Source organism: Paenibacillus sp. 05T425 (assembly GCF_056396205.1).
This window is the reverse complement of sequence record NZ_JBFTLA010000003.1, coordinates 190,196-208,472: the sequence shown is the minus strand read 5'-3', so window position 1 is coordinate 208,472 and position 18,277 is coordinate 190,196. Positions and strand designations below refer to the sequence as shown.

General features: G+C 51.6%; 15 protein-coding genes. 5 read left to right on the top strand and 10 right to left on the bottom strand.

The genetic code is table 11. The annotated features are described in order from the left end of the window. Positions 1-26: 26 nt before the first annotated feature. Together AC1DF0_RS07680 and fabI are read left to right on the top strand one after the other, a co-directional pair. The gene (locus tag AC1DF0_RS07680) at positions 27-1,091 is read left to right on the top strand and encodes a phosphatidylglycerol lysyltransferase domain-containing protein (protein ID WP_442049906.1); all 1,065 of its coding nucleotides are present in this window, start codon (positions 27-29) and stop codon (positions 1,089-1,091) included. A gap of 78 nt (positions 1,092-1,169) precedes the next feature. Beyond that, on the top strand, positions 1,170-1,949 hold the full coding sequence (fabI, locus tag AC1DF0_RS07675) for an enoyl-ACP reductase FabI (RefSeq protein ID WP_442049907.1): 780 nt from the start codon (positions 1,170-1,172) through the stop codon (positions 1,947-1,949). A gap of 169 nt (positions 1,950-2,118) precedes the next feature. Here fabI and AC1DF0_RS07670 read toward each other — a convergent pair whose 3' ends face one another. Next, positions 2,119-2,880: an arylamine N-acetyltransferase family protein gene (locus tag AC1DF0_RS07670; protein WP_477573572.1), complete on the bottom strand. Its 762-nt coding sequence runs from the start codon at positions 2,878-2,880 to the stop codon at positions 2,119-2,121. A gap of 236 nt (positions 2,881-3,116) precedes the next feature. Between AC1DF0_RS07670 and AC1DF0_RS07665 the strand changes: the two genes are divergently transcribed. Continuing rightward, positions 3,117-3,917 (top strand): DeoR/GlpR family DNA-binding transcription regulator, encoded by an 801-nt coding sequence (locus AC1DF0_RS07665; RefSeq protein ID WP_477573571.1) that lies wholly within the window; start codon positions 3,117-3,119, stop codon positions 3,915-3,917. A gap of 66 nt (positions 3,918-3,983) precedes the next feature. Here the strand turns inward: AC1DF0_RS07665 and AC1DF0_RS07660 are convergent, their stop codons facing one another. Continuing rightward, a complete protein-coding gene (locus tag AC1DF0_RS07660; RefSeq protein ID WP_477573570.1) occupies positions 3,984-4,763 on the bottom strand; it encodes a phytanoyl-CoA dioxygenase family protein in 780 nt (259 codons plus the stop codon). A gap of 124 nt (positions 4,764-4,887) precedes the next feature. Here AC1DF0_RS07660 and AC1DF0_RS07655 point away from each other — a divergent pair, with 124 nt between their 5' ends. Next, on the top strand, positions 4,888-5,781 hold the full coding sequence (locus AC1DF0_RS07655) for a helix-turn-helix domain-containing protein (RefSeq protein ID WP_442049911.1): 894 nt from the start codon (positions 4,888-4,890) through the stop codon (positions 5,779-5,781). 46 nt (positions 5,782-5,827) lie between these two features. Here AC1DF0_RS07655 and AC1DF0_RS07650 read toward each other — a convergent pair whose 3' ends face one another. Next, entirely contained in the window at positions 5,828-6,829 is a 1,002-nt protein-coding gene (locus AC1DF0_RS07650; RefSeq protein ID WP_442049912.1) for a glycoside hydrolase family 43 protein, read from the bottom strand. Between the two features lie 36 nt (positions 6,830-6,865). After that, a complete protein-coding gene (locus AC1DF0_RS07645; RefSeq protein WP_477573569.1) occupies positions 6,866-7,681 on the bottom strand; it encodes a phytanoyl-CoA dioxygenase family protein in 816 nt (271 codons plus the stop codon). 120 nt (positions 7,682-7,801) lie between these two features. Here AC1DF0_RS07645 and AC1DF0_RS07640 point away from each other — a divergent pair, with 120 nt between their 5' ends. Continuing rightward, complete coding sequence (locus tag AC1DF0_RS07640) at positions 7,802-8,599, top strand: helix-turn-helix domain-containing protein (protein WP_477573568.1); 798 nt, start codon at positions 7,802-7,804, stop codon at positions 8,597-8,599. A gap of 51 nt (positions 8,600-8,650) precedes the next feature. Here AC1DF0_RS07640 and AC1DF0_RS07635 read toward each other — a convergent pair whose 3' ends face one another. From AC1DF0_RS07635 to AC1DF0_RS07610, 6 genes are all read right to left on the bottom strand, one after another. After that, positions 8,651-10,189 carry an extracellular solute-binding protein gene (locus AC1DF0_RS07635; RefSeq protein ID WP_477573567.1) on the bottom strand — a complete coding sequence of 513 codons (1,539 nt, stop codon included), beginning with the start codon at positions 10,187-10,189 and terminating at the stop codon, positions 8,651-8,653. A gap of 32 nt (positions 10,190-10,221) precedes the next feature. Beyond that, complete coding sequence (locus AC1DF0_RS07630) at positions 10,222-11,082, bottom strand: carbohydrate ABC transporter permease (protein WP_337103362.1); 861 nt, start codon at positions 11,080-11,082, stop codon at positions 10,222-10,224. After that, on the bottom strand, positions 11,076-11,978 hold the full coding sequence (locus AC1DF0_RS07625; protein WP_442049942.1) for an ABC transporter permease: 903 nt from the start codon (positions 11,976-11,978) through the stop codon (positions 11,076-11,078). The genes AC1DF0_RS07630 and AC1DF0_RS07625 overlap by 7 nt, the downstream gene beginning before the upstream one ends. A gap of 568 nt (positions 11,979-12,546) precedes the next feature. After that, the gene (locus AC1DF0_RS07620) at positions 12,547-14,325 is read right to left on the bottom strand and encodes a sensor histidine kinase (RefSeq protein WP_477573566.1); all 1,779 of its coding nucleotides are present in this window, start codon (positions 14,323-14,325) and stop codon (positions 12,547-12,549) included. Positions 14,326-14,363: 38 nt separating this feature from the next. Beyond that, positions 14,364-15,908: a response regulator transcription factor gene (locus AC1DF0_RS07615; protein WP_442049918.1), complete on the bottom strand. Its 1,545-nt coding sequence runs from the start codon at positions 15,906-15,908 to the stop codon at positions 14,364-14,366. A 65-nt stretch (positions 15,909-15,973) separates the two neighbouring features. Next, positions 15,974-18,226, bottom strand: a complete 2,253-nt coding sequence (locus tag AC1DF0_RS07610) for an FAD-dependent oxidoreductase (protein ID WP_442049919.1) — start codon at positions 18,224-18,226, stop codon at positions 15,974-15,976. Between the last annotated feature and the right edge of the window lie 51 nt (positions 18,227-18,277).

The window sequence follows — 18,277 nt, the reverse complement described above, 5'->3', positions numbered from 1 at the left end:
AGAAATTGCATCCCGGAGGTTTTCTTTTGCCTTTTACTCAGACAGAACCCAAGCTTATCGCGCTTCTCGATGGCTTTGGCCATAATTGGCATACTCATCTTTATTTTCTTGGCGACAAACAATGGTTTCATGATTCGGATCAAAGAGCGTTCATCGCTTACCGATCGATAGGCAATCGGGATATCGTGCTGGGGGATCCTGCTGGCGACCCGCAAGCGCATCGCCGAGTCATTGAGCAATTCATTGTTTACTGCCTCGCACGGCGGCGAACGCCGGTATTCTATCAGACGAGTTCAACGTATCTCCCTCTCTTTAACGACTTGGGCTTGTCTTGCAAGAAGATTGGACAGGAGGCGCGGGTCGAGCTTGGCGCTTTTCACTTGAACGGCAAAGCCTGGCTCAAGCTGCGCAATCGGCTTAATAAATTTCATCGCAGCGGCTATAGGCTGAAGGTGCTGCAGCCTCCGTATACGGAGGAATTCCTGTCCAAGCTCCAAGCAATATCGGATGAATGGCTTCGCAAACGGAAAGAAAAGAGTTTCTCGGTCAGCGCTTTTACTCCGGAATATGTGGGTCGCTTCCCGGTAGCCGTTCTGATTGACCCTGACGGAAACATGACCGCGTTTGTTACACTGCCTGGCGACCCTCCATTGGCAGAAGCCGTTTCCACCATGGACGTTTCTGCCAAAGGTCAAATTACGCTGGATCTGATGCGTTATTCGCAAGCTTGTCCGCATGGAACGATGGATTTCCTATTTCTGTCGGTTCTGCTATGGGCTAAGGAGAATAAATACGCAGTCTGCAGCTTAGGAGCAGCGCCACTGGCGAACGTGTGCGATTCCGCAATCGCTAAGCTCATTTATAGGTACGGCAACAAGCTATACAACTTTAAAGGACTGTATGAGTACAAAAATAAATTTGAACCGCAATGGAAGGATGTCTACCTCGTCGGAGCTCCTGCAACCTTGCCCTATTCTGCTTTGCTGCTGACGCTTCTCGTACATTCACCTTGCCCTGACAAGCTGTTTTCGCTCGAGTCCCCGTTCAAACGTCTCGTATCACGAAGATCCAGAAACTATAATCTTGATTAGTACTAGGTACTAATCATGTGTTATACTCATTGCAGCGCATATTGCGATCAGATCATCAGCACTTGGAGGTTTTATTCAATGTCAGGATTACTTACCGGAAAAAATATTATCGTCATGGGTATCGCCAACGAACGAAGCATTGCTTGGGGAATTACGAAGTCGCTGCACGAGGCGGGGGCTAACTTGATTTTCACATATAGGAAGGAACGTTCCTTTAACAAATTGACGCAATTGCTCGCGGCCAACGGAATCGAGCCGCTGCTTTGCGTGTCTTGCGATGTCGCAGACGATGCGAGTATCGCTGCGGCATTCCGCGAGATTGAGGCGAAAGTACCCGTTATTCACGGTCTTGCCCACTCTGTCGCATTCGCTGAGAAGGAAGATTTGCAAGGCGAGTATGTCGATACAACTCGCGAGGGCTATCACTTGTCTCAAGATATTAGCGCCTATTCGCTCGTCGCGATGGCTAAGGAATGCAAGAAGCTCATGACAGAGGGCGGCAGCATCGTTACTCAATCTTATCTCGGCGCGGAGCGCGTCGTAAAAAACTATAATGTTATGGGCGTTGCGAAGGCTGCGCTGGAAGCAAGCGTAAGATACTTGGCAGACGATCTCGGCAAATACAATATCCGCGTCAATGCGATCTCGTCCGGACCGATTCGCACACTCTCTGCCAAAGGCGGCGTAGCTGGATTCACCGATCTGTTCTCGACGATTCAAGACAAATCGCCGCTCCGCAAGAACGTCGATCAGGATGAAGTTGGCGATGCGACCATGTTCCTGTTAAGCAAGCTGTCGCGAGGCATTACCGGCGAGGTTCTTCACGTCGATTCGGGATATCACATTCTCGGTTATTAAGCTCACATGACACAGGCTGTCGCTAATTTTGCGACAGCCTGTTTTGTTGCGCTTACCTCATTCTCTCCTGCCAATCGATCCATAGTCCATTTGGCTGGATTTCATCCACCCTAATTAGTTTTTAGACTTACGTTTGACCGTTTGATTGGAATTCGCAGCCCACAACCGATTATAGTTCTATTCCGAAATATTGTTTCAAGCTCAACTTGTATTGTTCCTGCGAATCGGGTACAAATGAGTTAAAGCTCTCCGCTTTGAAAATACGGAATTCATCGCCTGCAATCGTGTTGCGACCACTCTCCGTTCGAATCGCAACCATGGAAGCCTTCTTGAATTTCGAGTCCGGGCTAGTCGAGCACCAATAGGAAGTGGTCTCGAAGTCAATCGCCAAAGTAGGCTCTTCGGTAAACGAATAGATCCCCCTCCACTCCTCGCCTTTCTTCTCTTCCAGCATCCATCCGTAAATGGAATCTCTCATTAATCGATAGCTTTCATCCTGCTGTACTTGCGGTGTATCGGTAACCAGCATGAGCGGCCAGCGAGGTGCAGCTGCCCCTGCGCCCACATCCACGATATATTTCTCCCCATCTATCTCTACCTGCAGGATATGATGTCTACGCTTCGAGGGCACGACCTCCTCGTCTCTCCAAAATCGACCAAAATAGTTCGTCACACGGTACGCTAGCCTGTCAAGCAACCAGCCGAACAAGGCATTAAGCTCGAAACAATAACCGCCCCGACCGCGGGTAACGATTTTATCGAATAAACGTTCGATTTCTAGCGATATTGGTATGCCATTCATTACATCCAAGTTCTCGTAAGGGATGTGATGAAGATGAGCGTATTGAAGTCGGCTAAGCATATCAAGCGTTGGTGCTGCAGGACCTTCGATGCCGATCCGATTCAAATAAGCAATCACGTTTGACTCCATTTGCATGTCCTCCACCTTTCATCGTCGACTGTTCGCAACTATATATTACCACAGCTCAATTCGAAGTTGGTTGATTGTTTGATCGATGACTTCATGACGGCTCATCACCGAAAACTGAATAAACATTAATGAAACCGAATGAACATGAAGTTATTTGTTGACAAAACAGATAGAACAGGAATATCATTATCCTGAAAGATGGTAAATATTAGAGGATATTACGGGAGGGTTCAGCCATGTTAGCAGAACAACGCCGACAAAAAATTTTGGAACTGCTGCAAGCGGAAGGACGCGTTATCGCCAAAGATCTATCGGAGCAGTTCCAGATGTCCATCGATTCCATACGAAGAGACTTAACGATTATGGAAGATCAAGGCACGCTTCAGAAAACGTACGGCGGGGCGATCCCTCTCGCCGAATCACCTAAAGTTCGCACTCTCCCGCAAGGGGAAGCCAGACGTTACGGCGAAGGCGAAGTGCATCAGAACGCGATATCCAAGCTGGCTGCCTCGTATATTCACGAGAACGACACCGTATTTATCGGCGGTGCCGGCATTCAATATGGCATGTTGAAATATTTGCGCGATGATATCCCATTCACTGTCGTTACGAATTCGATCAAGATCGCAGAGGCGATTCGTAAGAAGGAGAACATCGCCGCTTACCTCATCGGGGGCAGATTAAGAGCCGAGTCGGCAGGCAGCATCATCGACACGATCGCTATCGAAATGATCAGCAAGTTCACGCTGGACATCGGCTTCGTGACCGGCGGCAGCTTGGACGCCGTCGGATTAAGCACGGCTACGCCTGAAGGAGCGGCATTCGCCCGAGCAGTCGCGCGAGTCTCTCGCAGAAATATCTGCTTGGCCCCGCATGAGAAAGTAGGACATCGGATGTTCATCTCCTCTATACCAATCGAGGAAATCGACATCGTTCTAACCGACCTTGCCTCATCAGAAACGGCCATGAAGGAGATCGAGAAGAAGGTCGCAACTGTCGTCTACGCCGACCAGGCTTCTGATGAAATCAATCAATGAGATGAATTAAGCCGTAGAACATCTAAACGGCAGTGCAGGATGACTCCCCCGCACTGCCGTTTTTAGTTACTCTTCGACGATCCGATAGTTCGGCTTCACATTGTTGAAGTCCGGATTTTCGCCGCTTACCATTAAGCCCATGCCCCAATCGAAGTGCACATTCTCCGTCGGCAGATCGGCCGCGTCGCGGTACTGGAACAGTACGTTTCTGCGCGTCCGCTCGCTGCGGTTGACATCGGAGCCGTGAATCGTCAAGTAGTTGAAGAACAGCACGTCCCCCGCCTCGGCCGGGCATGGCGTTCCCGACGAGATCGGATGCTCCTTATGATTCAGGTAATGAACTCCGATATGCGGGAGAACACCCTGCTTATGCGAACCGGGAACGACGCACAAGCAGCCGTTCTCCATATCGGCATCATCAAGATGAACGCTTGCTGCCAGCATGGAATGATTGCTGTGCGGGAAGTACGGATAATCCTGATGCATCGGGAATGCCGCGCCGTTCGCCGGCGGCTTCACGAGCATTTTCGAATGGTGCAGCTGCACGTTAGGCCCGATAATTCCGTTCAATACGCTTACCATATTAGGATGGGTCGCAGCACGGGTAAACGCCGCATCATGATAATGCACGTCATGGAACCCTTTCAATACAAGCTTCTTCAGTTGCTCCGGCGGCAAGAAGTCTCCCTGCCAAGCATGGTTGGCATCCGCCTTGGCTCGCGCGGCACGCTGGATAATCCGTTCAACGGATTCTCGCATCTGCAGAACCTCCGGCTGAGAGAATACTCCCCTCACTAGCAAATAACCATTTTCTTTGTAAAATTGTACATCTTGGCTCGTAATCATATTCATTCTCCTTTGTGAGTGAAGGTTGCTAATCTGTCTTTATTATAGGTATTCTATAGTCAAAACGTATTTGCAGCCGAAGGACATCTTTTTGCAATATTACGCCAAAGGAGAAAACCTGAATATGATAAATTGGCAAGTCAGCGTCGATCGATTGAACCGGATTCCAAGAGTGCTGGAAGGCGATCAACTGACATTTCATACTTATTATTGGGGAGCGGAGCAGCAGTTGCCGGCGAACGTCGTCCATAAACATTCTTTTTTCGAAATATGCTATGTCGACGGCGGCTCCGGCGTTTACACAGAGGAAGGCCAAACGTATCCTTTGTACGAAGGGGTGGCCTTCTGCTCCAGGCCGGGAATCTATCATCAAATCAAAGACGTGAACGGCCTCGACCTGCTGTTCGTAACCTTCGAGCCGATCGAAGAGCATTCCAGCGCAGAGAAATTCAGCCGTTATTATGAAAGGTTGGAACGCGGCGCCGTATGGCTGGATAAGAAGGAACGTTCGCCGATCATTCAGTTATGGAAATCGATGCTTGCACAGAGCGAATCGGACGGAATGCTTCCCTCATCCGTGCTTCCTCCGCTTGCCAGCTCCTTGCTTGCCTCTTTCCCGAATTTGTTCAGTCCCGTGGAGCATGAGGCCGAGATGCCGTCACCTCGCACCAACGCCGCGCATTTGATCCGGCGGGCCAAGCTGTACATTCGCGACAATCTGGCAAGCAGCTTATCGCTGCCGGAAATTGCCCGTTACCTGAGCATTTCGGAGCGGCATCTGTCCCGGTTGTTCGCTTCGGGCATCCACGAATCGTTCACGGCAACCGTTCGGTTGGAGCGGATTCGCGCCGCGGAGAAGCTACTCGGCGATACCGAAATACCGATCAAGGAAATCGCCGATCAGGTCGGATTTTCTACCGTCCATTACTTTACAAGGACATTCTCGCAAGCCAAAGGCGTCCCCCCGGCCGCCTATCGCGAAGCAAGCCGGAGAAACGCCTTATTCGTTCAACCTTAATGTTCTGTTGGACTGAGAACCTCGAACTGCTCAACCGTTTGACCGTTTACTCGAATCTGGCGGCGTGTATCGGCGATTTCACGACAAACGTTTCGCCGGTATCCGTCATCTCGTACAGCTTGCACCGGGAATCCGGCATTTTGAACGGAGAATGAACGATAAGCATCCAATTGCCCTCGAAATTGCGGAACAGCATGCCGTGTCCGCTATCATCGCGAACGAGAGGCTCCAGCTGCTCCCAAGGTCCTTCCAGCTTGCCGCTGACGGAACGCGCGATCGTCTGGACGTAGCTTCCCGCTTCGTACGTAGACCACAACATCACGAGCCGATTGCCAGACGTGCGGTACAACTGGCAGCCGTCCGTCACATACATGGAGCGCTGCGAGCGGTCTGCCGGATGATCGCCATTGTCCCAAGGGGCAGCGGAACCATCGAACAGATGGATCGGTTCTGACGAGCGGCCCGATAGATCGTCACGCAGCCGGACCGCTTCGATCGTGCCGTCGGCCGTCTGTACCCATTCATGGCAATAGACCATCCAAGGGCTGCCTTCTTCGTCGATATACAGCGATCCGTCCAGCGTCATATGCTCGGAAGGCGCGATCGGTTCATCGGAATCCATTAATTCGAACGGACCTTCCAAGGAATCGGATACCGCAACCACGGTTCCTCGCCGTTGGAGCGGATAACCGCCATGTCCCTCGCCTTCGAGCATCTTGTCATTATGGTGAAGCGTAACGAACAAATAGTAGCGCCCGTTATAAGCATGTACCTCAGGCGCCCACGCGCCATGCTGCGGATGCGCCCACGCGCCGTCGGGAATGGTGAAGACGACGTACGGTCCCTCCCACTCGGTAAGATTCCGGCTTTTGTAAGCAAGGACGCCGTAACGATTCATCCCATGCAAGCGCGGACTTCCCCCGGTGTACAAGTAATAAGTGCCTGTCTGGTCATCGGCAACGACGAACGGATCATGGGCCGGAATATCGGCCAGCTTATGGCCTGATTGCGGATTTGCTGTATCGGAAGCGGCATTGAATACGGTCATCTCGTTCATCCTTCCCATTCGAATGGATTGTGATCGCTACTGCGAGGATGGATGGATCCGCATAGATTTGAGAGGTACCATCGAATCCTCAGGAACGTAATACTTGAATTTGTTGTCGCTGATCTGTCCAAGCAGCTGGCGGCGAATCGGATCGGCGTCCTTCAGCAGCTCTTCCGACGCCGAATGATAGTCGATAGGACGCATCCAGATCGGGCTGTAGCCGAGGAACAGCTGCCTTCTCGTGAACGCGGAGCGGTTCGGCGAGCCCGCATGCCACAGGTTTTGGGCAAACACGAAGACGTCGCCCGGTTTGCCGCATACCTGAACCTCGCCGTCAAGCTGCTGGCGCACATCCTTATGATTCGGATTATACGGCTGCTTGTGACTGCCCGGAATCACCTTCGTATTGCCGCGATCCGGCTCCGACATATCGCTTAAAATATAGCAAACCTTAATATAATAGGTTGCCGTCAAGCCGTTAATGACGGGAAACTGCGGATGCGGGCCGTCTTGATGCCAATCGATGAAGCTGTGCGTCGCCGTTTGGGCTTCGCTTGGATTTGGTTGTCTGATCGTGAGGTGCGAAATGTGAAGCTGAATGTTATGGCCAAGCAAATTAACGATTAACGGAAGAATGGCAGGCTGATCGATTAATGCTGCGATCTCGGAATGGCGTTCTACGCTGTTATAGATATTATGCGAAAGCGCTTCCGGTTCCGTCAAGACAATTTCGTCGATGGCGGCATTCAGCCGATTCACCTGTTCCTGAGACAAAATATCCGGGATAACCAAATACCCTTGTTCGTGAAATTGCTCCATTAATTTGGGTAATTCCAATTGGGCTGTTTTCATCCTTCATACCTCCTACTTGTATTTAATTTAATTATATATGGCCAACGATCATGTTATAATGTAAGAAAAATTACTTTTACTTGTAAATAATTTCACTTTGCGAAAAGGTGTTGTCACGCTATGGAGTTCAGCCGATTTCTGGAGCCCGATCTGCAATACCATGTCTACGTGAAGGATACGCCTCAATTTCAGAAAACGCATGATACGTATGATCACTGGGCGTTGTTTGTCGTCGAAGAAGGCGCCTTTGATTACAGAATGGGCAGCCAAAGCGGAAGGGCGGTTAAGGATGACCTCGTATTATGCCCGCCCGATCTAATCTTCTACCGGCAAACGAACGGTTTATCGTTCCATCTCATGGGGTTTCAATGGATCGCTTCCCCAGAGGCACCGCAGCATGCGGTGGATTTCCCAACTATCGGCAAGCTGCGGCTCATGAACAACAAACGATTCCTGTCCACCCTCTCCCAATTTCGCGAAGCCCAATACTTGCAAGCTGGAATTGGTCGTACGTACAAGAAACACTTACTTAAGGATCTTCTCTACTTGCTTCAGATCGAGCAATCCGAGCAGCTTGCGAAGTCATTGTTCAGCGAGGATCCGACGCTTGGACGAGCCCTGCATCTGCTTCAGCAGCAAGCCGAATTCGGCATTTCGCTAAAGTCAATTGCCGTGGAGCTTGGCCTCACCCAGGTGCAGCTGACAAGACTGTTCACACGCGAATTCCGTATAACCCCAGGCGCTTACTCGGCTAATCTTAGAATGGACAAGGTGAAGCAGCTCCTTGTACACTCCTCGCTTACCCTTGCCCAAATCGCCGAGCATTGCGGATTTACGGACGAACATCATTTGAGCAAAAGCTTCAAAAAGCTGTGCGGCGTCAATCCTTCATCGTACCGAAAAAATCATAACGTTTAAAAAGAACAAAGCCGACCTGCATCGAATGAGGTCGGCTTTCGTTCTCGCTATTTAGCTCCCGTAACCGAGCGCCTTAAGCTGCTCCATGGCGCTGTCCACGAACGCTTTGTAGTTCATGGACGTTTCCAGCGTCTTGATAAAGTCATCGTATTCGGTCAATGGACGCTTATCGTAAATAAACTTCGCGATCTCCTCTTCCATATACCGATCCGCATCGGCTGGGTTATACCCCTCCGGATTGTCGATGAATCCGTTCAACGCTTCGATGCGAGGCTGATCGTTCGCGAATTCGATTGCAGCCGATTGCGCGGCGAACTTCGCCTGCAAATATTCCATTTCCGGTCTGCCGGTGAATTGGTACAGCCAGGAATGGCCGACCTCGCCCGCTTTGTCCGTCATCTTCGGCTTGCCGTCCTCCAGCGTGAAGTGCGTATCCTTCACCCCGAACTGCACGAGCAGCGAGCCCCCGTCCGGATTCGAAATATAGTTGAGCAGATCGAGCACCCGCTGAAGCTTCTCCGGATCCTTCTCGAGCGCTTTCGGTATGGCGTAACGGCCAGGCGCTGCGCCGATGTCCCATGAACCGTCGAATTGTCCGCCTGCACCCGACGGAGCAGCGATTTGCAGCCATTCCGCATTTGGATTAACGGTTTTGATCTGTTCCACGAACTGCTCCTTCGTCATGTTCGGCCAGTCGAGATAGACGATGCCCGCTTGCCCCTTGATCGCCTTCTCTTGATGTTGCAAGCCGCTGTTCGCGAGCAGCTCTGGATCGACGGAGCCAGTCGCGATCATGTTCTTAATAAAGGCCAAAGCATCCTTCATTGCCGGCTCATGCAGCGAATTCACGACTTTGCCGTCCTTCTCGTAGAAGTTGCCCGGCATGCCGACGCCGAATGCGCCGAAGACAGTCGAGAACGCGAACAGCTTGCTTCCCGTTAGGCCGAAGGTGTCCGGTTTGCCGTTACCGTCCGGATCGTTTTTCGTGAACGCTTCCGCTACGGAGGCCAATTGCTCTACGGTCGTCGGCACTTCCAGCTTCAGCTTGTCGAGCCAATCCTTGCGGATCCATAAGGTGTTATAAGGGATTTGAGGAGATTTCGAGATGCCGTACACTTTTCCGTCGACTGTCCCCTTCTTGACGCTGTCCTCCCCGATGAACGCTACCGTTTGCTCCAACTTATCCATGTATGGCGTAAGATCGAGAAGCAGCCCTTGTTTGGAGAACTGTATGAGCTGCTGGCGGTTGACCATGAACAGATCGGGAAAGTTGCCCGAGGACATCCGAACGTTTAATTGATTGTTATAATCGTCTGCTGCAGGATACACCGTCAGATTCAGATCGATATTCAGCGCCTTATCCAGTGCTTGCTTAATCATGTCTTTATCCGGCGACGGCAGATTGTTCCCCGTCTCGATAATATCGAGCTTAACCGGCTTGCTGCTCGGCTGCTCCGTTTCCGCTCCTGGCTTGGCGGTAACGCCGCCCGAATTATTTCCCGGATTATCGCTGCCGTTCCCCCCCGAACAAGCCGTAAGCAAAGCTCCCGCTAATGAAACGGCTACTAGCAAAGTCCCTAATTTCTTCATGATTTTAACCCCTCTCTGAATGATTTCATCGGTCAACCTTTTATCGAACCAAGCAGCATCCCTTTTGTAAAATGCTTCTGAAGAAACGGGTAGATCACGATGACCGGCAAGCTCGCAATCATGACGGACGCCATCTGCATCGTCTGCGTCGGCATCATATTTTCCGCGTTCTCCAGCGGCTGCTGACTTTGCATCAGAATTTCTCGGACGACGACCTGCAGCGGATACAGCGTGCGATCGGTCACATAAAAAATCGCTTGAAAAAACTCGTTCCAGTGACCAACCAAGTAAAACAATCCAACCGTCAGCAAGACGGGAACGGAAAGCGGCGTAACGATTTGCAGCAGGATGCGAAACTCCTTGGCTCCATCCATTCGGGCCGACTCGAACAGTTCCTCCGGCAGCCCTTCAAAAAAGCTTTTCATAATAAGAACGTTGAAGCTCCACACCGCATTTGGCAAAATCATCGCCCAGATGGAATCGAGCAGCCCCATCGACTTCACGACCAGATAGGTCGGAATAAGTCCACCGCTGAACAACAACGTGAATACGATCATGAGCAGAAAAAAGTTTCTTCCCGGCAAATTCCGCCTGCTGAGCGGGTACGCCATCAATCCCGTCAAGACGAGATTGACCGCCGTTCCGATGACCGTAATGAGGACGGTTATTTGGAATGCCTTCGGAATGTTGGACTCCGTCAGCAGCGTGCGGTAAGCGGAAAACGTAATTTCCTTCGGGAACAATATGAAACCGCCGTTGCGCAGCACTTCCCCGAAAGGCGTAATGGATACCGATACGACATACAGGATCGGCAGAATGGCGGCAAGTCCGCATAGTCCGAGAATAACGTATATGATCGTGTTGAAAATTTTATCATCGAGGCTCCTTACCATATGCCCTCACCCCATTTCTTCGCCACGCGGTTAGCGCCCAGTACGAGGATGAGCCCGATGACCGATTTGAACAATCCGACTGCCGATGCCAAACTGAAATTAAGCTGCTGCAGACCGGTTCGGTAAACCCATGTATCGATAATGTCCGCGACCGGGTACACCTGTATATTGTACAGGATGTAGATTTGGTCGAAGCCGGCGTCAAGCAGATGGCCAAGCTTCAGAACGAACAGAAGGACGATAATGCTTCTAATGCCCGGCAGCGTAATATGCCAGATCATGCGCAGCCGGCTCGCGCCGTCCACTTTCGCCGCTTCGTAGAGGGTTGGATCGATGCCTGCCATCGCGGCTAAGTAAATAATGGCACCCCAGCCGAGATTTTGCCATACCTCCGAACCAACCAGTATACTGCGGAAATATTCTGTCGAGGTCAGGAACGGAATCGAGGTTCCGCCCGCTTCCACGATCCAGCGGTTTATGAGGCCGCCGTTCTGGGAGAAGAGCGTCAGAAGAATGCCGAATATAATGACCCAAGACAAGAAGTGCGGCATGTAAGTCAGCGTCTGAACGATCGACTTCAGCCAGCGAACGCGGCATTCGTTCAGCAGCACGGCCAGCACGATCGGAGGAAGCGTCCCCCATACCAGCTTGTAGAGGCTGATCAACAGCGTATTGCTCAAGAGTTGGCTGAAATAAGGCGACTCGTAAAAGCTCTGAAAATGCTTATACCACGGATCAACCCACGAGCTGCCCGTTATGCCGTCCAGGATCGCAAAATCCTTGAAGGCGATAATGACGCCGTACATCGGGAAGTACCGAAATATAACGAAATAAATAATGCCGGGCAGAAGCATGACGTAAAAGGCTTTAAACCGCCATGCCAATCTTGCAATCATGAGCAGCTTGGTCCGCGGAGATGGCCGTATCCGAGGGGCTGGCGTTAGGCTATGATTGGCTTCCATCGTATCCCTCCTAGTTTGAATGCGCTTCCAATAAGGTAAGTATAAAGGGCGGAGCGTTTCCCCGATATGCACAAAAACGTAAAAAATGTACGCATTTCAGACGCCACTTTGGATCATTTAGAAGTATGCTACGCTTTGAATGGATTCAATACAATCAAAAGGCTAGGTGTTCAAGATTAACTGCGACTACCCAATAGTTGTACGATTTATCGTATAAACCAAGCTACGGATAGGCTAAATCAAGGCATTTGATCGAAAAATCGCACAAAATCATCGGCCGCGCGGATGGACTATTCACTTTTGTACGATATATCGTATAAGTTTTTCAAATCCCGTCTTGTTTGACTGGTCTTGGATGAAAAACCATATAAATGGACTAATTAGTAATCCGTTAATGGAATACAGACAACGATCAACAGATGAGACAAAAGGAGATGCCCGAATAGCCAAAGGCTATACGTGCATCTCCTTTTATGTTCCCAAATCCGCAATCGATTCTCATTTACCAAATGCCTAATTGCTCGTCGCTTTCCGTCAGGACGGGCATATCGACGCGCACGACGGTGCCTTTCCCCACCGCGCTTCCAATCCGCAAGCCGTACGTTTCACCGTGATGGATCCGAATCCGCTCATGCACGTTCCGCAAGCCGATACCCGTAAATCGGTACACCGAACGCTGCCCGCCGTCCTGATCCTCCAGTAACAGCCTGCTCCGCTTCACCCGCGCAATGCCTACCCCATTATCGCGAACATATAGCCTTAGAATTCCGTTCTCAAGCCCGCCTTTGACGACGATAAAACCGCCGTGATTCGGCGTTAATCCGTGAAACAACGCGTTTTCCACGAGCGGCTGCAGCGTAAGCTTAAGAATGCGGTACTGCAGAAGGTCAGGATTAATATCAATCCTAAACTGATATTGATCTCCATAGCGCACCTGCTGGATATGCATGTACATGCGCAGCCCTTCCAGCTCATCCGCAAGCGTTACGTATTCCGATTGCTTGTCAAAGCTGAAGCTTAACAGCTTAACCAGCGAACGGATCGTGTCGCGTACCTCGTCGATGCGCTGCTGCTTGGCCAAACTGCTAATGCAGGCAAGCGTGTTATACAGAAAATGGGGCGCAATCTGGCTTCGCAGCATCTTCAGCTCGTATTCCTTCTTCTGCTCCTCCGCCGACTTTGTCTTCTGGAGCAAACTTTGAATTCGCTCAAGCATGGCATTGTAGCTTTGCGTAAGCCTTCCGATTTCGTCCCTTCTCGTGACAGGCAGCTTCGCCACGACCTGAAGGTCGTTAAGTCGGTCCATCTTCTCGACGAACCGACGGATCGGATGCGTGAACGATCGGCTGAGCAGATACGCGCTGAGCAGCAGCATTATAATCCATACGATACTTGCAGTCCGATAGTTGTTGTTCAACTTCTGCAGGTCCTGATAGAAATAATCCTCTTCGATGAACGCCGCGAGCGTCCAGCCTAGACGGTTTTTGGTCGACTTCACGGCGACGAGCGGATTCAAGGAATCCCCTTCGATGCCGCTAACGCCTACTTTGAGACCTACGAGCTGCCCGCGAAAGCTTTCCTCGAGCTTCGGCGGATAGGAAGCCGTTTGGAAGGGAAGGAGCTTATCCCGGGAATCAAGCCGATTAATGACGCTCCCTTCCTTCGTGAACAAAATATAAGATTGATAAATCATAGGCGCAATGCGCTCCGTGAGCAAATCAAGATTAAGTTCGGCGACCACAACGCCCTTCACCTTATTGCCGGCATCGGCAATCGGCAATACGTATGCAAGCGTACGGCCCGACATCGGCGAATCGTAAGGCTCGCTCACGTTAATGGCCCCGTAGTTCATAAGCGCCAGCTCATAAAGCTGGCTCAGTCTAGGATTGCCGATGATGTCGTAAACGACCTGCGAGCTTGCGAACACTTGCCCATCGGCTCGAATCATGAACAGCGTTCTGGCAATCGAGTTGTTAATGCCCGCGAATTTGCGAAGCGTCTCGACCGCCGCCCCCTCATTCCCGCTCTCCAGCAAATCGGCGCGGGTCGAGAGCAGCAGCAGCATATTTTCCACATTGTCCAGGCTTGCATCGATATATTGGTTCGTCCGGCTGACGAGCAGCTCGGCATCGCGAATGACCTGATTCTGAAGCAAGCTCTCCGCCTCGTTAAGGTTGCGCCATGCAAGCACCTGAACGAGCAGCAGCGTCACGATGAACAAATAAATAAACTGCTTGGTAGCGAGACCAAGGCTGGCATACCAGTGAAACAGCTTCGTCATATCCACCCTTCCTCCGCGCCCGTTCTCTCTCCCCTGCTTCAGCCATTCCGTTTGTAGTCCGTCGGCGACACCCCGGTCCAATTCCGAAACGTAACGGTAAAATAGCGATAGCTCGGAATGCCGACCTCTTCCGCAACCTCGTACACTTTCTTGTTCGAATGCCTTAGAAGCTCGATCGCCTTCTCCATGCGGAGACGGGTAATATACTGATTGACCGTACTCCCCGTTTCCTCGCGAAACAGTTTGCTGATATGATGCGAGCTTAGACCTACCTGCTCCGCAATGACGGGCAGCGAGATCGGCTCTCCCAGATGGTCTTTGATCCATTGCACGGCCGAACGAATCTCATAGCGCGAACGCGATTTCCCAAGCTCGGCAGTCTCCATGTCCAGTACGAGGCTGGCGATCATCTCGGTCAACGTTCCTGCATCCATCAATTGACTAATTCGCGTTGCGTTCAGCTCGGCGCCATCTTGTTGCCTATGCCATTCAATCTGCCAATGGATGACCCGCTCCTTCAGTTGGCTTGGCTTCACGCGTTCTGCTATACACCAATCTCTGAATTCACTCTGTAAGCATTCCTTCAAGCTTTCGGCCGACCGTGACGCTTTTCTAAGCAGCTCACCCATTCCTTTCGCTTTGTTATCCGTCATTTCCGTCAGCGACCTTGATTGTACAGCGAACACGGTGCTCTCGTCCGGGCATCGATCGTAAAAGAGCGCATCTTTCCATTCACTGGAGACAGCCAGCGCTTCCGCAAGTCCTTCTTTGGATGTGACCGATTCGCTTACAAGAGCGTAAGCCGTTGCATTTCGTTCCAGCACCGTCGATTCCCGGTTTATCAGCTCTGCCAAATGCAGAACATCCGATTGCAACTCATCGACTACTGTTTCAGAACGATGCCCCCCTTCGATTACAATAAAATATTCCCGCTCCCGTACCGTAAGCCACGTCAGCCAGTTCGGATCTTTACTCTCACGCTCGGTCAGCCACTGCTGAACCGTCTCCTTCACTTGCAGATAGGCTAGTGGAGGAATGTCCAGTTGAAGCCGTACCAATCGAATCGAGCGATCTGCGCTAAGCGCCATTGGCTGCCAGTCGGAGCTGGACGGCACTTGCCCGTGAAGCAGCTTGCCGAATAAAGCGGCTTGCAGCTGCCTTTGCTCCCTTCTCGCATGCCCCTGCGCCATGCGCTCCTTGATGATCGCAGCTCTCACTTTGTCCATCGCCAGCTTAAGCTCTTCTTCTTCCATCGATACCTTCAAAATGTATTCAAGCGCTCCGAGACGGAGCGCTTCTTGTACATAATGGAAATCGCTGTGACAGGTCAACAAGATGATTTGAACGCTCGGGTGACGCTTCCGGAGCTCACGAATGAGAGCAATGCCATCCATAACCGGCATTGTAATATCCGTTATAACGACATCAGGCTCACAGTCGGCGCATAGCTGCAAGGCTTCCTGACCATTGCTCGCTTCGCCGATCCATTCGGCGCCGCACGCTTCCCAGGGAAAGATGCGAAGCTCTTGCCGCAGAGGAATTTCATCGTCGACGATCAATACGCCAAGCGGCTTCACGGCCATGATATCCTCTCCTTTCAAGTCTTAAATGCTTATGAAATGAAAGCGCTGTCAATTACTTTTCCCCATTATAGAGCATAGACTCTAATTTCGGCAACCTCCGCGCGCGGTCCTCCGTTCGTTTCATCGATCCATAATCGAATCGTTCGCGACGTTACGGAACGGCTCAGCTTATGCACTTTTTTGCGTTTATGGTTATGCTTCTCTTCAGCCACTGTGACCCATTCCTCGCCGATGAGCGCCTCTATCCGATAAGCTCGGACGAGCTCGGGAATCGCTTCGAAAGTTGTGCGATGATGGTGCAAATTGATTAAATCTTCATTAACGTCGTCATTAAACGTGACGTGAACCTCGGCGATCGACTGCTCTTCAGCCCACTCTAGCTGCAGCCATTCCGGCTTCCCTGAGGACATCGGCTCGGACATCCACGAATGCGGACCGGCGAACGGCCTAATATACCCGTCAGTCACCGCTGCGGCAGCGTATGCTTCCGTATTCGGCGTAACCTGCAGACATAGCGGACGGCGGTTCCAATTGCGCATGCTCCACTGTACGACCGGCTGATCCGGCTGACGATCCTCAAGAAGCGTGGAGACGATCGGTTTCGGTCCCTTCTCAAAGCACAGCACGCCGGTCATCGCATGATCCGATCCGTGGACCGCAATCGATTCGTTCGCCTTAATAATGAGAAATGCATTGCAAGCCGCATCGGGCTTCCAAGCCAGATCCAGCTTCACCCACTGCCCGTCGCCTTCGGATACGGTCACCGATGCGGAAGTCACCATTTGTTTCGGCACGTAGTTCTCCCCTTTGCCCGTATGCCACAGCTCCGCTTCAAGGGTAGCTGACTTCGCTGCATCGACCAGCAGCTCCACCGATTCAAGCGATGGATTCACGGGAAACAGAATCCCGAGATCTTTGTCCAGCGGGTGCTTATAAGACGAATCCTTTAGCGCAACTTGGGTCATCGTGCTGGAAGCCGTAATGCGGGCCGACTTGGCGAGATCGTAAGGATCGTCTGCCGCGATCCCGATAATCGACGCATCCTGCCGCAGCATCGTCTGCTGCAGGTCATTCATATGGTCACGGTGTAGCGCACGCGGCGATATCCCTTTCTGAACGCACAGCGCGGCGCCGCTTCCGGCTGCTTCGCCGATGACGGCGCAGGTCGCCATGACTCTCGTCGTTCCGAATGCGACGTGAGTTGCGCTGATGTCGCGGCCTGCGAACAGCAGATTGCTGACGTTGCTGGAGTACAGGCTCCGGAATGGAATATGGTAGATCCCATCCGAAAATAAATGCTTCGAACCGCTTTCCGTCGAATACATGCCTTGCGGCGGATGCAGATCGATCGACCAGCCTCCGAAGGCGATGCGGTCGGCGAACGGTTCCTGCTTGATAATATCGTTTTGGTTCAGCATATAGTCGCCAATGAAACGGCGGTACTCCCGTTTGCCTGGAATCGATCCCACCCATTCCAGCGTCATACGCTCTGCATCGAAATTGCCCGAGTTTTTGATGTAATCCCATATTCCATAGATGACTGACCAGAGCTCATCCCGAATTCGTTCATTTTGATGCACCGTATCCAGCTCGCCGCCCCATTCGATCCACCAATAATGACAGCCCGAATCGCCGCTGCGGATGACCCGCTTCATCGGGATCGTCGTTTGGGTAATATCCTTCGCGAAGCTCGGCGGAATGAACTTGACCGGCCGATCGGCCTCCTTCGTATAGAACAAGAGCGTGCTGCCAAGCGTAATATCGTCAGGCGTCTCCGGTGCCCAGTCCTCGTTGTACTCGTCTCTAGCCTCGCGGCCGATCCGGTATTTGGCGCCTGCCAAAAATCCCGCAAGCCCATCCCCTGTACAATCGATGTATATATCGCTCTCAAACCGGATTCTACGCTCGGAGCCCATCATCCAGCCCGTAACGGACTTGATGACGCGCTCCTCTTCCGCACCGTCCGCTTCCACCTCGTGCACATCGGTGTTAAGAAACAAGGTAATATTCGGCTCGGCGCGAACCGTCTCTAATACGACGAGATCCCATAAATAAGGATTGCCATCGGGATTGCGGAATTGATTTTCGACGAACATTTCGCCCATAATGCCCGTTTCTCTTGCGAAACGCTGCGTACCATGCGCCGTAGCGCCGCATACCCACACCCTAACCTCGCTGCTGGAATTGCCCCCAAGTACGGGTCTGTTGTTCACGAGCGACACGGTTTGTCCGAGGCGCGCGGCTGCAACGGCAGCGCATACGCCAGCCAAGCCTCCGCCAATAACGGTAATGTCAGATTTTACTGATTCAAGCTTCATTCGAATCCCCCCAAGTCAAGAATTACTTTCATCTTAACCCTAGGGGGTCGT

Excerpts from the sequence above, each read along its gene's own strand:
- fabI (WP_442049907.1), top strand. The coding sequence starts at position 1,170 with ATGTCAGGATTACTTACCGGAAAAAATATTATCGTCATGGGTATCGCC.
- AC1DF0_RS07670 (WP_477573572.1), bottom strand. The coding sequence starts at position 2,880 with ATGGAGTCAAACGTGATTGCTTATTTGAATCGGATCGGCATCGAAGGT.
- AC1DF0_RS07665 (WP_477573571.1), top strand. The coding sequence starts at position 3,117 with ATGTTAGCAGAACAACGCCGACAAAAAATTTTGGAACTGCTGCAAGCG.
- AC1DF0_RS07660 (WP_477573570.1), bottom strand. The coding sequence starts at position 4,763 with ATGATTACGAGCCAAGATGTACAATTTTACAAAGAAAATGGTTATTTG.
- AC1DF0_RS07655 (WP_442049911.1), top strand. The coding sequence starts at position 4,888 with ATGATAAATTGGCAAGTCAGCGTCGATCGATTGAACCGGATTCCAAGA.
- AC1DF0_RS07650 (WP_442049912.1), bottom strand. The coding sequence starts at position 6,829 with ATGACCGTATTCAATGCCGCTTCCGATACAGCAAATCCGCAATCAGGC.
- AC1DF0_RS07645 (WP_477573569.1), bottom strand. The coding sequence starts at position 7,681 with ATGAAAACAGCCCAATTGGAATTACCCAAATTAATGGAGCAATTTCAC.
- AC1DF0_RS07640 (WP_477573568.1), top strand. The coding sequence starts at position 7,802 with ATGGAGTTCAGCCGATTTCTGGAGCCCGATCTGCAATACCATGTCTAC.
- AC1DF0_RS07635 (WP_477573567.1), bottom strand. The coding sequence starts at position 10,189 with ATGAAGAAATTAGGGACTTTGCTAGTAGCCGTTTCATTAGCGGGAGCT.
- AC1DF0_RS07630 (WP_337103362.1), bottom strand. The coding sequence starts at position 11,082 with ATGGTAAGGAGCCTCGATGATAAAATTTTCAACACGATCATATACGTT.
- AC1DF0_RS07625 (WP_442049942.1), bottom strand. The coding sequence starts at position 11,978 with ATGATTGCAAGATTGGCATGGCGGTTTAAAGCCTTTTACGTCATGCTT.
- AC1DF0_RS07620 (WP_477573566.1), bottom strand. The coding sequence starts at position 14,325 with ATGACGAAGCTGTTTCACTGGTATGCCAGCCTTGGTCTCGCTACCAAG.
- AC1DF0_RS07615 (WP_442049918.1), bottom strand. The coding sequence starts at position 15,908 with ATGGCCGTGAAGCCGCTTGGCGTATTGATCGTCGACGATGAAATTCCT.
- AC1DF0_RS07610 (WP_442049919.1), bottom strand. The coding sequence starts at position 18,226 with ATGAAGCTTGAATCAGTAAAATCTGACATTACCGTTATTGGCGGAGGC.